Consider the following 15,674-nt stretch of genomic DNA (forward strand, 5'->3'; position numbering starts at 1 on the left):
TGTGGTAAAGGCTCGAGCTTTACTGTACTTATTGTAATACTGCGGGACGAACAACCGCTATACTAAACTGTTTACATCGTTCTGTTTTGTTTACTTCCTTGTTTTATGAAGGATCGCTTCCCTAAATTCCTGTGGCGACACCTCTTTCATTTTTCGGAAAAATGCTGTGAAGTAGGACGGAGATTCAAAACCCAATTTCAAGGCAATTTCATTTATCTTCATCTGCATATCCTCCAGCATGTTCACCGCCATCTCCGCTTTGGTTGCATTAATATAATCGGACAAATTCCGCCCCGTAAGCTGCTTATAGAAACGCGATAGATAGGAAGGGTTGAAATGGACCACTTCAGCGATTCTGGCAAGGGAAAGATCACCGCTCAAATTTTCGTTAATAAATCTATGAATGCGCTCAACTAACAAATTTTCTCCTTTTTCAACCTGCTGCTGTTTCTCCAGGCATATCTGTTTGCCGAGTTCGAGATAATAAGATTCCACAGCTACCCAGTCACTGGGGATGTCCATCATTCCGAAACTTTCGATAGGCATATGCTCCTTCGTTCTATCAGAAGTACTTTGATTATTAATATTGGCTAGAAAAACAAGCACAAACGAATAATACCTTTCTAGACCGAGAAGGTAATTCTGAGAGGTTTCATGTTGCAAGCTGTTGATCAGATCTTTGCAAATCGTTTCTGCTTGGAGCTCATCCCCTTCATCCAACTTCTTTTCCAGCAAGCGCAGCTTTTTGTTGAAGTCATCCGAATAAGCAGCAACCTTGGAAGGCTCCACTTTAAAAAATTCGTTCGCCATGCCGAGGTCCATCATCGTCATTTTTTGCCCGGATACCAGCCTTTTCTTGATCATCGCCTTCACCAGTTCGAATTCTTTATGCAGGTGGCCCCATTCGACGCCGCCTCTTGAAATAACGAAAGAAACATCCATGTGCAGCAAATCACGGCACGCATTTTGAACCGATTCCAGAATGCCTTTTAAGTACGTGACAAGCCCTCTCCAATCGACCTCATTGCCTTCCTTGCGAAATCGTTCTGAACTCGAATCCAGTTGTAGAAATGAAATCATCATGGAATTCTCATAGACAATCTCTTCGCTAGTTATGACAGACGGCCAATACTGTTCAACTAAATTCCGAACGGCGTACAAGGCGTTTCGCTTATTGGCATACGACATGCCTCCGGACCAACTGTCAATCTTGCCAACGAGGAGCAGCACAGGGGCATCCCGATTCAGCTTGACGACTTGATCTGCAAATAATTCATCGGATAAAAGATCATTTACACTTTCGCCTAATAGAAGGGCCTCGAACAATTCCTTTTTCAGCAACGGCGCCATAACCAGCATTTGGTTTCGTGCCTTATCCACGGTATCCTTGTTCTTAAGCTCGTCCTCTATTTTCTTTAATGCATTCGAGACCGCCCCGATAACAACCTTATCCTCTTCTGTTTTCAAAATATAGCTTTCCACATTTTTTTGAATCGCCGTGTAGACATAATCAAATTCGTTATGCCCTGTCAAAAAAATGATTTTGCAAGCTGGCCAATAAAATAAAATCTCATCCATCAACTGCAAGCCATTCTTCTCGGGCATCCGAATATCGCTGAGCACAACATCAATCTTCGTCTTCTTGATGATGTCTATCGCCTCAAACGCCGAATACGCCTTGCAGATGTCGAGATCAAGCTCCTCCCTTTCCTGGAACATCTGTACCAGTCCTTCAACAATCGCCGGTTCATCGTCAACAATTAAGAGTCTATACATCACTGCCGCCTCCATAATTAAAATGAATGATTACTTCTGCTTTCAACCCGCCATGTTCGCTTCTGGAAACAAATACGCCGCTAGGTTTGCCGTATTCCAACTGGATTCGCCTGCACACATTAATAATCCCTGTCTTCTCAAGAACAATTGAACTATGTGCCAACTTCTCCTGTAGGGAATGAATTAAATCATCCGTCAGCTTGTTTCCGTCATCTTCCACACAAACACGCAAGCATTTCTTCTCATACGTCACCGTAATGCGGATATTGCCGCCTTTGCGTTCATTTTCGAAAGCGTGTTCGAACGTATTTTCGATAATCGGCTGCAGGATCAGACGAGGCACCATGAGAGGCTTGCAAGCATCTGGAATTTCACCGGCAACGACATGAATCCGATTCGAAAACCGTATCCGTTGAATCTCCACATAATCCATAGCATGCCGATATTCCATGTCAAATGGCACCTCATCCGCACCATTTCTAGTAACAAATTGATAATAACTGCCCAGCTTCTGGGCTAAAGTGGCGACCGTTTCATAATCCTTCGCCTTGCACATCATATAAATATTGAAGAATCCATTGTACAGAAAGTGCGGTTTGATCTGCGACTGCAGCTGCTTTAATTCGGAATGCTGCAGCGCCATCTTTTGCTCATAATTTTGCCGGATGGATTGCCTTAGCTTGTCGATCAACTTATCGAAGCTCCTGTACAGATAACCAAATTCAATATCATTTTTCGGCCTTATCAAAATATCCAGATTATCTGTTTCAAGCGTTCGGAAAGCAGCAATCAGCTCCTTCAAAGGATTGTGGATCATCAATTTGACCGAGAATGAAAAAACAAGAATAATGACAATCGAAATCAGAGACATAACAAGCAGCCAAATATTAAATGTCTTGAGCGATCCCGTGAGTTCATTTTGGTTGATATACGAATAAAGTGTTAATCCGAGTGTACTTATCCGGTTGTAAGTTATCCGATAACTCTGATCTCCCAATTTCAGAATATGACTCTCATCATTTTTGTTGTTTGCTTCCAATGAAACGTTATCATAAATCTTTTTGACGATGGCATCTTCGTGCTTGGGCGATATATAGTAGCTAAAACTTTCATTGGTAATAAATGCACCTGAATAACCATAATTCCCTACCAGCTGCTCTAATGTCTTTTCCAACTTCTTAACGGAAAGCTCCATGTAGACAATGACGCTTGAATTGTTGGCTGCTTCAATAAAGAACAATCTCCCCTCATAATAATAAATGGAAGATTTTTTACTTTTTAAATATAATTTACTGATGATTTCATACTCCTGATTAGGCAGCTTATTAATCCCGCTTTGGGTAGAAATCGTTCTTCCGAAGGATTTCATATATACCCCGGTATTCAGCAAGTATTCACTCGAGTTCTGTATCGTGGACAAGCGTTCCTTCACCCTATTTACGAGTTGGATTTCTTCAAACACATCCAGCGTGCCTGACAGAAAGTTCAGCTTCTGGAGTTCGGAATCATTGACAGCCTGCAACTGCTGATTGCGAATGAAGGAAATTTGATCATCCAGCTGGTTCGAATAAAATTGCACCTTGGACTGAATGGAATCGGAAAATTCTTGTTTAATAAAGGACTGCCCCATCATATTCATCAACAGATTTACAATATAGACAGGAATAATCAATGCGGCAAAAACGATAATCACTTTTTGATACACGTACAATTTGGGGATCCTTGTTATTTTTATCACATTTCCCTCCTGTAGGACATCCGATTTTAAAATGATTTTATGCCTATAAGCTTAGCATGAAATCAATAAGCCTTGTATATGGCCTGTCAAAAAAACCATTCCGTGCGGTTTGGATCATTTCGGGAAATAAAAAAACCGTCAGGGAAAATATCCTGACGGTCATTTGCGTGTATACTTGTTCCTCGTTTCCTATACTCGCAGCCACGTTGAAACTACCTTACTCTGTTACTTTCCACGGCCTGATACCGGCCCATGAACATGATCCACGGACGCCTCTAGAATGTTCTTAAACGCCCAATGCTGTGCAGGTACGTCGCTCCACTTAGCCTCGGATACAGATAACGGATCTCGGCCCGACAACTTGTTAAGCATCATTACCGCTTCAGCCCGGGTAAGGGTCTGCTCAGGACGGAACGTGCCATTCCCGTATCCGTTAACTACTCCCGCTGCCTTCGCTTTCCCAATTGCTGCCGCAGCCCAATGGCCCACGGTGTCGTAGAAACTGCCACCCGGATGAGCGTCTTCATAGCGGTTTTCAGCAATCTAGCGGGTCTTAGTTCCCTTTGGGCTTTGCAATGATAGAGAGCGTCGTATGAAAAGGAACTATGATCCGCTAAATGGTGGAAACTGGGGTGAAAGTAGCATAAAAGGGAACTGAGATCCGCTATTTAAGCGGAACCTGCTGATTCCAACCGGGAAATGGTGACATAGCGGATCGTAGTTCCCTCTGGCGTGGAATATGGCGGTTTTCAGAATTATAGCGCACTGTAGTTCCCTCAAACTCGCGATCATGTCACATTTTGCTACTATCACGGCTTGACGTTCCCTAATATCCACGCGATTGCAAAGCTTGAGGATCTTATTCTGCCAAATAGCTTGTTTATACCTCCATAGGGCACCACCTTTAGAGCGTGCCATCCTTCAAGTGCTAGCAGCTTAAACCCTTTTTCCGGGTCTCCACAATCTCGAAATTTTTGGATTTCTTTCAGCACTTTGGGACGTATCTTTTTGCCACCAAAAAACTAAAAAGGTAGAGCCCCTTAAATCCATTCAAAACTTATACTTTCTGGCGGCTAAAAAAAAGCTGCCCTATAAGTAGATAAACCTACTTGGGGCAACTCCTTGCTCTTTGGGAAATACTTATCTTGCTTCTACGTATAGATTATCTACTTCGAAGTTGGCTGTGTATGCACGAACGCCAACCTTGCCTGGAGCAAGCGGCGAATTGTCTGTAGCGCTGAGCTTCTCTTCGCCATTCAAGTATCCTGTCAATTGATTGCCGACAATTGAAAGCTCCATACGGTACCGATCGTTGAACCATTTAAATACAATTTCAAATTGTAATCGGTTCCAGAAATAAAGGTTTTAGGAGAGGATGCAAGAACCGTAGTCGCAGATGGGGCTACTTTGGCCAGTTCAAACATTTGGTTAGCTGCATTTATTCTGAGATAGTAGTAATTAGCTGGATCCGTAGGATTAGGAGGTACGACCTCTTCATAGCGCGCTACCAAGCCGGTAATTCCGGTTGTGCCGTTCAACTTGAAATTCGCTTGCGCGGCGCTGTCGGACCAACTGGCGGAAGGATACGGTTGATCATTATAGACAGCCATGGAAACTCCGCTTGATGTAGAGGTATGGGGTCGGTTGCTGCTTCCATCGGATACGATACTCCAGTTGCCCGACTTTAAGTCCCAATTCGTAATGGTTCCGCTTTCAAATCGATCCGTTCGAATTGCATTGTGAGGCGAGGGCGACTGGCGATGTAACTGGCGCCGTGCCAGTTGTCGTATAGTATCTAAAATATATGAAAATAAATCATTATGGGTAAGAACCGGTCGACAAATTCACAGAACTTCAAAGCGGTTAGTATAAAAATGGCGGCGATGAGTATGCCAAGCAAATGAACGACTACATCGCCAGCTTGAAAAAATAACGTTAGTAATCGGCAGGGTTTTCAGCCTGATAAGAATTCGCATCCCAGAGCTGTTCCAGCTCTGAGGCCTGACTCCACTGAATAGCGAATAGCCATCCTTTCTCATAGGGAGATTCGTTCAGCAGTTGTGAGGCACGCTCTAGCAGGATATTCACAGCGGTTATTTTCCCTGATAGGGGAGAATGCAGATCATGCTCGTTATCCACAGTCTCTAGCGAGCCTATGAACTCGTTTTGCATGACTATTGCATCCCGCTCCGGCAATTCGATGTAAAGAATCATCCCTAGTTGCTCGAGACCATTCTCGGTTAACCCAATAACAGCCCTATCCCCTTCTTGGCGAATCCAGAAATGATCTCTTGTATACTTCAAATTCACAGGTACTGACATATCTGTCCTCCTTCATGAAGAAAAGCTCCTCGGCAGCATTCGCATGCCAACCTGAGGAGCTTTCTCTCTATTGTCTAAACCTTATTTTACTACCAAGTTTTTGTCGCCTGGTTTCCAGTTCATTGGGCACAATCCGCCGGATTGAAGCGCTTGAAGCACACGAAGTGTTTCTTCTACGCTGCGGCCTACGTCGTTGTGGTTAACAACTTCGTATTTCAGTTCGCCTTCTGGATCGATGATGAAAAGACCGCGAAGCGCGATACCTTCTTCTTCAATCAGAACGCCGTAGTCACGTGCTACGGATTTCGTAATGTCAGCAGCAAGTGGGAATTCCAATTTGCCAAGACCGTTATCGTTGATTGGTGTGTTGATCCATGCTTTGTGCGTATGGATGCTGTCGATGGAAACACCTAGAATTTCAGTGTCCAATTCTTTGAATTGAGCAGCTGCATGACTAAGTGCAGTAATTTCAGTTGGACATACGAATGTGAAATCCAATGGGTAGAAGAAAAGAACTAACCATTTTCCTTTGTAATCGGACAAAGAAGCTTTACCAAATTCTTTACCGTCGCCTGTAGCTGTCTCCATTGTAAAATCAGGAGCTTGTTTACCAACTAAACGCTCTGCCATGTATAATTCCTCCTCAAATCTATCTTATTCGTATAAAATGGTAACATTCGACTAGATGAAAGTCAATAATTAGATCTTATATTAGATAATAATTATTTTAACCAGGAAACCAATCTGGAGGTGCCTAGCAAATCTTATATTTGATAGCATGTATATAAGTAAACCGGCTTCGCCGCCCTGATAGATCCGCCTCTTCTTAGCAGCAAAACCTAGTAAGGGAACTAGGGGACGCTAATTAGGCAAAAAGTAGGCATGCGAGGGTCATAGCGGAACTACAGGGTCTTATTTCCATAAAAAGTGTTGAAATTCCCATGAAATAGCAAAATAGCGACCTGTAGTTCCCTCAACCTCCCGATAATGACACTTTTGGCTGGAATAGCGCACTGTAGTTCCCTTACGTCCCCGCGAGGCAGCTGGAGCAACTCCGCGTTCACTCCAAAACATGTAAACTCTTATATTTTGATAAAACCTAGCCCGCAACTAGTTCATTTACAATTATGAGCATAGGGATGAATAGGCAAGCTAGTGGGGTTTAATCCCGCCAACTTCGCGGTATTTCAAAGCCCTATTTCGCCCCTAATCCAGCTAATAGTCTCTTTAGCACGACCACTGATTCTGCCCTGGTCGCTTGCTCCTGCGGAGCAAACTCCTCGGCGGTACGGCCATTCATCAAGCCGGAGTCCGCAGCAAGGGCAACTACCTTCTTGGCCCAGTCACTGACTGCGCCCTCATCGCTGAATCGGATCGCTGTGCCCGCGGTCATATCTTCCACTTTCATACCTGTGGCATGCCCCTTCGCTCGCAGCAGCATCGCTGTCATTTCTTCACGCGTAATGTTCTTCTCCGGCGCAAACTCTCGGTCAGTAATGCCATTGACAAGCCCAGCCGCATACGCGTTCTTCACTGTATCTTCATACCATGCACCTGCTGCGACATCAGAGAAGGGGTTCTGCACAGAACTACTCTTTAAATTCAAGGCTTTAGCCAGCAAGGTTGCGAACTGTGCTCTTGTCACATTCGTATCCGGTGCGAAATGATCGTCATCCATACCTTCCACGATGTTCTTGTTTACCAACTGCATAATATCGGATTTGGCCCAATGGCCGGCAAGATCACTGAAAATTTTGGTGAAGTTCGCAGCTTCATTGAGCGAAATCAATTGATTTTGTAAATTGTGATTAACAATTTTCATAGAGGTCCACTTCACCGTTGACGATCCTGCTTTTTTAGCCTTAAAGGTAATGGAGCCAATGTCGAGATTTCCCTTTTCACCTTCTACTTTGCCTATTTTCGTATGCGCAAAGGTCACTTCATTGTTCTTCACAATGGGTGAAACGGAGAAGCCTTCTATTTTCGTATCGGCTTTGACTACATCCAGCTTGCTGGCATCAAAGCTGAATTTGGCCTCGTAAGCATACAAATCCTGCACATTTTTCCCTTGCAAAGTTACGGTAAATTCCCCCGTCGATTCGGTATCCGAGGTTTTCAACACGAATTGGGAAGCTTCCTCCGCATAGGCAGGAGACAACAAAGCGAAAGAACAGTAAAGCTGGCATGCACATGCGATATAAATGATTTTACGTTTCATCCTAAACCATCCTCTCTTATGTGGGAAGAAGGGGGTGGCCCCTTCCTCCTTTCTATTCCCCGGTGCTAATCCATAATTCTAGTCGCGACTGCCGCAAGGTCGTTAATGTCAATTTTACCATCGCCGGTTACGTCCGATTTCTTCGCCTTCTGCCAGTCTGGGCTGTTGGTATCTTTGCCATAATTCGCTGCAGCCATAGCCAGATCACCGATGCTCACTTTGCCATCGTTGTTTAAATCTCCCGTATCTCGCGTAATGACCGAGGCCTTGAAATTATCTAGCGCCATTTGCAAGGCAGCGACTGCCGCATCCACATGATTTTGCGTTGCGTTAGCATCATCGGCCACCGCTTTGGCAGCTTCGATGGATACTAACAGCGTCATCTTAGATCCGATCGGATACTCGCCGATTTGCGCGCCTTCCACTGCGGCATCGTGTACCGTTTGGACGGTGCGAATAAGATCGTTCAACTCCGATTTATGAGCGGAAACCGGTATAATTTGAATGCCCATCCCGGAGGATGTCAGCCTCGTTTCCATTCCCTGCTCATCGCCGAGCGTCATTTCGGAAACTGTAATCAACCCTTCCATCACTTGCGTAATGTTCTTTGCTTTGAACACAAGTTTCAGCAGTTGCACGCTGCCGGTTATGCCATATGCGGCACCTTCGCTGACTGTAATCAGACGAAGTTTGCCTGCCGTATTGTTTACAGTAGCAAGCAGCTTGATTCCAGCCTTAGCTGTATCCGCCGAAACGAATTCCAGGGTATTCGGATCGTATTCGATGAAAGTGTCCTGCGCATACACACTATGCGCCACTTGATCCAAACCGACCTCCAACGTGAACGCTTCGCCTGCTTGAACCGTATCTCGCCCCCCTAAAATGACGGCAGGATCTTGTGGCACTGCAACCGACGTTACGTTAAATTCCCTGACAACGGCCCAGTAAGGTTGCGTGTCTGTAACCCGGATGCGGACGAATCTGGCCTTCCGATCGTTAACCGGAACATTAATTTCCGGTTGGTCTTCCAGCGTGGCCAGCGTCGTCCAGATCGATCCGTCGGCTGAATATTCAAGTATGCCGTGATGAATATAATCAGATAGACTGCCCGTCTTCCCCATGTATACCTGCACATTCGTGACTTTCCGGACTTCATTCAAATCAACGCCAAGAACATCGCTTACAACCGGGGTACTATCGCTCCAGAAATAAGTATTGAGGCTGCCGTCCAGCATGTTGGCCGGCGTATTCGTTTGGTACGTCCCCATCGTCGTGATGGGGAAAGGAGTCGCGGGAACGACGCCCAGCCAATTGTCATTTTCCCGCATAGCTCGCGAGAAGAAATTTTCAAATACTTGATTCGCCTTGACCTGGGTAATGCTATTGATCTGCGCCTTGAAATTGGTCAGGGCTATTCTGTGCGATGCCGCCTGCTGCTTGTTGTTGCGCTTCTGGGAAATCAGCATCTGGGCGGCTTCTGCGCCCGCTTTGCCGTACAATTCGTCCTTCTTCAAATAAAGGTCGGTCTCCGCGATAAAATTCGCGTTGCCGAGTGTGCTGCGCAAAATGGCCGGCGCCTGCTGCAGCTTGGTGAATTCGGCAACTAATTGATTGGCTGTATCCGTAATACTAGCACCGCTAGTGAAAACGCCCCACAGGGAATTTATGAGCGGATTTAGCGTCAACGATTCTTTGGCATTCAACGGAGATGAATAATGGTTTTCGGCAAATCGCTTCAGCGCGTCTGCGGCCGGCCCACCTAATCGCTGCAAGCTAAGCTGCCAGGAGCTGTCAGGATTATAGGCTCCAGGGTTCCACAAATAATCCGCAATGGAGAAAAGCGCAATTTTGGACGCTTCCGCTTCATTCATCGGATTCGCCGTAAGGCCGACGATTCCGTGGTCGGCTAAGCCGGGATCGCGGTGTTCGAGAGGACCTAAGTAAATTTTATCGCGCGAGTAATCGTTAACCGGGTAGTTATCCCAGATCAACAAATCATGCTTGTAAATTGTTTTTGCTTTATCGGCATCCGATACGGAGATTGCTGCAGGCACAACGGCCGAGCCGGTCCACTGCACAATAACGCTCGGATCGACTAGCGCGGAGAAGCGGTTGATATACCCCGTTGTCGTAATATTCGCATAATCCGTCGGAACTGTGATTAAGCGATGAGCTCCTGGATGCGTGTCGATGAACTCCTTTTTGAACCGGTTAAGCAGATAAGCTTGTGCAGCGGCTGGGGGGTTGCTATCACTATTGAATTTCGTTCTATCAGCGCTGCATGTCAACGCTTTGTCAATATCATCGAGGAATAAAGCGTAAGAGCGCACGCCTTTCTCCCACATCACTTGCGCCTTGGCCATCAACGCCTGGAAATCGGCATCGCCCGAGAAGCATACCGAGTTGCCTGGAGAAATGGCGAACACGAATTCTACATGTTCCTGCTTCGCTTTCACGATCAACGCTGCAATCTCCGCCACTTTATCCGCCGGATAAGGATCTCGCCACTTATCCCGGTGATACGGATCGTCCTTCGGGGCATAAATGTACATATTCATTTTTTGTTCCCCGTAAAACGCCAGTTGGTTAAGCCGATCTTCCTGCGACCATGGATCGCCGTAGAATCCTTCGATGGACCCGCGCCAATTCATTTTCGGCCAATCTCTGACCACCAGTCCAGGGACTGAATAACCGGAAGCGTTGGAGGTAATCATTTGACGGAGCGTTTGTGCCGCATAGAAAGTGCCGGTTTGATTTTTACCTGCCAGCACGATGCTCTTCCGACCCGAAGGAGTGATTCCAGAAGCCAGCACGTATCCGTCATCCTTCAAGTCTTCGGGTCCTGTCGCACCCAAATCTTGCAAGACGCCGCCCGAAGCTGAATTCTCTGACGGTCCGCCAACCCACACGTTTACCGGTGCGTCGGGAACGGCACTGTTGTCAGCGAAGCGTTTAATATTCTGTACCCCTGCTTGCCGCAAAATATGTTCTACAGCTTGAACGGCTGCCGAATCCGAGTTGCTGCCCGTTATGAGCCCAACTTCAACCGGAATCGAGAAACCGTTTCCTTGTACAGCAACCGATTGCGGTATGGGTGAAATAGCAGGAACGGAACCGGTAGGCCCGATCTCTGCGGCTTGCGATACAGGTACGCTAAATAACGGAACAGACACGGTGACAGCCAGGAAAAAAGCGATTGTTTTTATCCATCTTCCATCAAGGAATATTAGTTTCTTCATATTCATGCTATACTTACCGCCTTTTCAATGAAATTGGAAGTTAGAGGAGTATTTCCACAAAATCCTTAATGTCAATGATGTAGTCGCTGGCTGTAAGTTTGGCTCAATAGATACGAAACGTATCTTTGTCAACAAAAAAATATTTCCAAACATCCCTCCTCATTTATTGAAATTGGAGTGAGCTTTGAGAAAGTCTCTCTATACTCACTCCATATCCTACCTTTACCTACTGAACAAATTTCTTGGCAATAGCCGCAAGATCAAGAATGTCTATGATCTTATCATTGTTCAAGTCCGCGGATTTCACTTGATCCCAGTCTGGACTGGAGGAAGTTTTGCCATAGTTAGCTGCAGCGAATCCAAGATCGCCGATGCTGACTTTATTGTCGTGATTGAGATCGCCCGGAACGCCGACCGGTACCGGTGTCACTTGAACGCTGATCGACGAAGCGGTCGCGCTCGTTTCAATGCCTTGTGCATCGGCAAGAATAGCAGCCGCAACTGTGATTGACCCCGTTGCTGCTTGCTGCACGTTCTTTGCCTTGAAAACAATCTGCGCCATATCGGCCGTACCCGTAACCGGATGAGCCGCACCTTCGCTTGCCAAGATCAGACGGAGCGTACCTGCCTGATCCTTGGTTTGGACGATGCTGACGCCGTCTTTCACAGACGTCGCTGAGACAAATTCCAACAGGCTCGGATCATAGTTCAGTTTAAAGTCCTGTCCATACACGTTATAAGTCACGTTACTGACTCCTAAGCGAACTGTCAGTTGACCACCTGCTTGAACTGTACTTGCCGCAGCGCTAAGCGAGGTGCCAGGTGCTGCCGGTGCATTATTGTCTACAGTAACTTGGCTCACACTCGTAAAGTTGCCTTCTGCCGTTGCAGCCTTAATCGTTGCGCTGCCCGCTTTGAGCGCCGTTACGACAGCTTTGCCGTTGCCACTGTCTGCAACCGTTGCTACGCTCTCATCGCTGCTTGTCCACGTAACGTTCTTGTTCGTTGCATTGATCGGCGAAACCACAGCTTCAATCTCGCTCGTTGCTCCGACTCTTAGTTGAAGCGCGTCCTTATCCACCTGTACGCCGGTGACGTTCACTTGCTCAGCAAGCACGATTTCCGCTCTGTCAACGGAAATAGCCGTACCTGTCGCTTGGCTATTTTTAGTTCCCGTAACTCTGACCTTAATCGTATGCGCACCAGAACTTAGAATCGGGGAAACGAACAAGTTGGCGCCACTTTGAGAAGTAGAAGCGTACATATCAATCATCTTCTCGGCCCCGCCGTCAATCGTAATGCCTGCAATTCCTGCTCCTGGCGCTTTGGTACCAATCAGAATGATTTGCTTGCCTGTAAACTTCATCTCATAAGCATCATTCGTTGCAGCACTGGTGCTCTCTGCTCCAACATTCCATGTTCCCGTGTAATTAAATTGATGATTGTCCGTCCCGGTTACCGTGTTCTCAACAACCGTGCGGTTCAAGACTTCAACGCGTTCCAGAGAAAGAAAAGAGCCGCTGGCAGAACTGTTTTTTCTTCCCGTTACTCTGGCCTTGATGGTATGCTCGCCATACGGCAAGACAGGCGATGTATACCAAGCCGTCGTATTTTGGCGAGATGATGCATATAGATCCGCATCCACCTCGGCGCCGCCATCCAGAGATACGGCCGCAATACCGTGTCCCGGAGCTTTCCCGCCAACCAGCTTGACTTGTGTGCCAACAAATTTAATATCGAAGTAAGCGTTGGTCAAATTTGTGTAACTATCCCCCGAAACGACCCAGCCGTTGCTTCCGCTTGTGCCGATTGTGGAGTAATGAACGCGATTGAAGTCTGTTCCTTGCTCGCTATTTTTGATAACCGTTAGCCCTAGCGGATCGGCAGGTGCAGGGTTGCTAACTGACGGCTCGTCTCCGATTAAACTCACTCGGTTAAAGAAATCCGAAGCGCTAGCGGAGCGAGGGCCTCCCCACAATCTTTCCGACATCGCTTGGCGAGGTTTCCTGGCGGCATTTTCGAAGTTGGATTCGGGAATTACGTATTCTCCATCGCCAACTTCATTGCCTTTAAACGAGCTTCCGCTTTCATATCCGATTCTGCCATCGGGGGTCTTCACTTGATCCCAGTAATCCGACCAGATCGGCATGAAGTAGCCTATAATATTCGCATGCACGGCGGGATTCCAGCTCTCATACAGGTAGGTTGTGTCCGGCACAAGAGATTTTCCTGGCGTTACATAAAGCACGTCTCCCGGGGCAGCATATACTTTATATCCTTCGTTGGCAAATGCAATCGGCTGCTTGGATGAACTGTCTTCATCGCTCCAAACGGTAATGACATTATCCTTATTTAGAGCAATGCTTGGATGATAGTCTTCGAATCCATTCCAGTTCATCGGCGTTTTTCCAAGCTGTTTGACATGCTGGCTCATTTCATTAATGAACTCGATAAAGCTGTCTCCGACCTTTGGCAAGCCTTTGCTGTTTTTATAAGCCACAAGCTCCGGACAAGCGTTCATATTCGATTCTCCCTGAATTTCATCGGAGCCGATATGGAAGTAGGGTCCTTTAAACAAGGGAACAAATTCATCAAGCAAGCCTTTAATAAAGTCACGTGTTTCGGTTTTTGTGTAATCAACTGTAAACTGTGGGATATCCCATCCTGTTGTGTCTTTATCCATGGATGAACAACTGAATTTCATCGCCGAATTGTATTTATTTAGGATCGCCGAGTGGCCTGGCATTTCCAATTCAGGGATGATCATCACATGATAGCGATCGGCGATTTCGTTCAATTGTACGATATCCGCTTTGCTGTACGATTTGGTTGAAGTAAGTCCCGGATAGGTGTCGCTTTGCAAGCGAAACCCGTTCCACTCGCTGAAATGAATTTGAAACGTATTTAGTTTATTCCACGCCAGCCGTTTGATCGTATCTTCGAGATAGTCCATCGAATAAAATCTGCGGCCGACATCCAGCATCACCCCGCGCTGAGCAAATTGCGGGTAATCCTTGGCAGTTCCTTTAGGCACAAAGGAGTGTGAAGGGTCCTGCTGCAAAATTTGCAGCACAGTCCGAGTACCGTAAAATACGCCTGCGGTCGAATGCCCTTTGATCGATAGCGCCTCTGCCGCTTCCAGCACATAGCCTTCATTGCCGATGCTCGTGTCATCGCTATTCAGTGTCAAGAAAATATCGCCTGCATTCGCTGCATTGGCCTGAACGACGGTAATTGCTTTGCCGGCAACCAATGAGACATCTTCTTTGAAGTCCGCAGCCGTTTCCGCAAGCTCAGCACTGTAAGAAGAATCGATAACAATTCGTGATGTGTCTTTTAACTGAAAAGCGCCTGCTCCGCCCGTCCATTCCCGTAAGCTGGGAACCACATTCGGAGCTGCGTTCGCCGCATAGGTTACGGATGGCAGTTGAAACAGAGAAGCGATTAAGGAAATTGCCATTAGCGCCATAACTGATTTTCTTTTTATAAAAGAATATCTCATGTTGAATTCCTCCGTTTCATCCTTTTCTTGTTACCCTTTTAATGCTCCTGCCGTAATGCCTCCTGTAATTTGCTTTTGAAAAATGATGTAAAATAAGATCGGCGGACCCATCGAAATGATCAGCGCAGCGAATAGTGGTCCCCATTCTGTCCTGTACTGCATTTCCCCCTGCATAACCGCAATGGCAACCGGTATCGTATATTTCGTAGGGTCGCTAATCAGAACTAGCGCAAAAACATATTCATTCCATGTATTGAGCACAGTAATAATAGCGACGGAAATTAATCCCGGCTTGGCCAGAGGAAGCATCACCCGAAAGAAGATGCCATAGTGGGAAGCCCCGTCTATTGAAGCTGCTTCTTCCAATTCACCAGGCAAAGTTTTGAAAAAGCTGACTAATACGAACACAGCGAACGGCACTGCCGTTACCGTGTAAACCAAGGTTAAGCCAAACAAATTGTTCGTAAGATGCAGATCATTCAGCAGAAAAAATAAAGGAATAATGCCCAGGAATGTGGGAATCATCATGTAAGAAAGGTACGAATAATACAGCAAGCCATTTCCTCTGAATGTAAACCTTGCAATGACATAGGCTGTCGTAGCCGATAAAAGCACTGCGGCAGCCGTGCTGACCACGGTCACAACGAGTGAGTTCGCAAAGTTGGAGCCGAAATGATACTTTTCCCACACAAACGTAAAATTGGACCAGAGCAAGGGAAGCTTGGGCAGATCCCACGGCTTGCCTAGAAAAAACTGCTGATTATCCTTTAGTGAACTTAGAACTGTCCAGATCAGCGGATAAAGAATACATACAGACCAGGCGATAAGGCACACTTTGAAAAATAAACGAAATACGGGATGAAGCGTTGCTTGACTCAT

Annotated in this window: 11 protein-coding genes; all 11 read right to left on the bottom strand. The window is 46.3% G+C overall.

The window, feature by feature from the left end; genetic code table 11:
- Positions 1-90: 90 nt before the first annotated feature.
- A complete protein-coding gene (locus tag IEY34_RS07030; protein ID WP_189009667.1) occupies positions 91-1,776 on the bottom strand; it encodes a response regulator transcription factor in 1,686 nt (561 codons plus the stop codon).
- Positions 1,769-3,514 carry a sensor histidine kinase gene (locus tag IEY34_RS07035; RefSeq protein ID WP_189009670.1) on the bottom strand — a complete coding sequence of 582 codons (1,746 nt, stop codon included), beginning with the start codon at positions 3,512-3,514 and terminating at the stop codon, positions 1,769-1,771. Before IEY34_RS07035 ends, IEY34_RS07030 begins: the two co-directional genes overlap by 8 nt.
- A 225-nt stretch (positions 3,515-3,739) precedes the next feature.
- On the bottom strand, positions 3,740-4,057 hold the full coding sequence (locus IEY34_RS07040) for an S-layer homology domain-containing protein (RefSeq protein ID WP_373291190.1): 318 nt from the start codon (positions 4,055-4,057) through the stop codon (positions 3,740-3,742).
- Between the two features lie 597 nt (positions 4,058-4,654).
- Positions 4,655-4,813 (bottom strand): hypothetical protein, encoded by a 159-nt coding sequence (locus IEY34_RS07045; protein WP_189009675.1) that lies wholly within the window; start codon positions 4,811-4,813, stop codon positions 4,655-4,657.
- Positions 4,783-5,124, bottom strand: a complete 342-nt coding sequence (locus IEY34_RS07050) for a hypothetical protein (protein WP_189009678.1) — start codon at positions 5,122-5,124, stop codon at positions 4,783-4,785. The genes IEY34_RS07045 and IEY34_RS07050 overlap by 31 nt, the downstream gene beginning before the upstream one ends.
- Before the next feature lie 325 nt (positions 5,125-5,449).
- The gene (locus IEY34_RS07055; protein ID WP_189009681.1) at positions 5,450-5,836 is read right to left on the bottom strand and encodes a glycine cleavage system protein H; all 387 of its coding nucleotides are present in this window, start codon (positions 5,834-5,836) and stop codon (positions 5,450-5,452) included.
- An 81-nt stretch (positions 5,837-5,917) separates the two neighbouring features.
- Positions 5,918-6,466: a peroxiredoxin gene (locus IEY34_RS07060; RefSeq protein WP_079414036.1), complete on the bottom strand. Its 549-nt coding sequence runs from the start codon at positions 6,464-6,466 to the stop codon at positions 5,918-5,920.
- Positions 6,467-7,031: 565 nt separating this feature from the next.
- On the bottom strand, positions 7,032-8,054 hold the full coding sequence (locus tag IEY34_RS07065; RefSeq protein WP_189009683.1) for an S-layer homology domain-containing protein: 1,023 nt from the start codon (positions 8,052-8,054) through the stop codon (positions 7,032-7,034).
- A gap of 65 nt (positions 8,055-8,119) precedes the next feature.
- Complete coding sequence (locus IEY34_RS07070) at positions 8,120-11,299, bottom strand: beta-N-acetylglucosaminidase domain-containing protein (protein ID WP_189009686.1); 3,180 nt, start codon at positions 11,297-11,299, stop codon at positions 8,120-8,122.
- Positions 11,300-11,519: 220 nt separating this feature from the next.
- Positions 11,520-14,795 (bottom strand): family 20 glycosylhydrolase, encoded by a 3,276-nt coding sequence (locus IEY34_RS07075; protein WP_189009689.1) that lies wholly within the window; start codon positions 14,793-14,795, stop codon positions 11,520-11,522.
- A gap of 30 nt (positions 14,796-14,825) precedes the next feature.
- Positions 14,826-15,674, bottom strand: coding sequence for a carbohydrate ABC transporter permease (locus tag IEY34_RS07080; protein WP_189009692.1), 849 nt, complete (start codon positions 15,672-15,674; stop codon positions 14,826-14,828).

This window comes from Paenibacillus marchantiophytorum, assembly GCF_014640555.1.
Classification (GTDB): Bacteria; Bacillota; Bacilli; order Paenibacillales; family NBRC-103111; genus Paenibacillus_E; species Paenibacillus_E marchantiophytorum.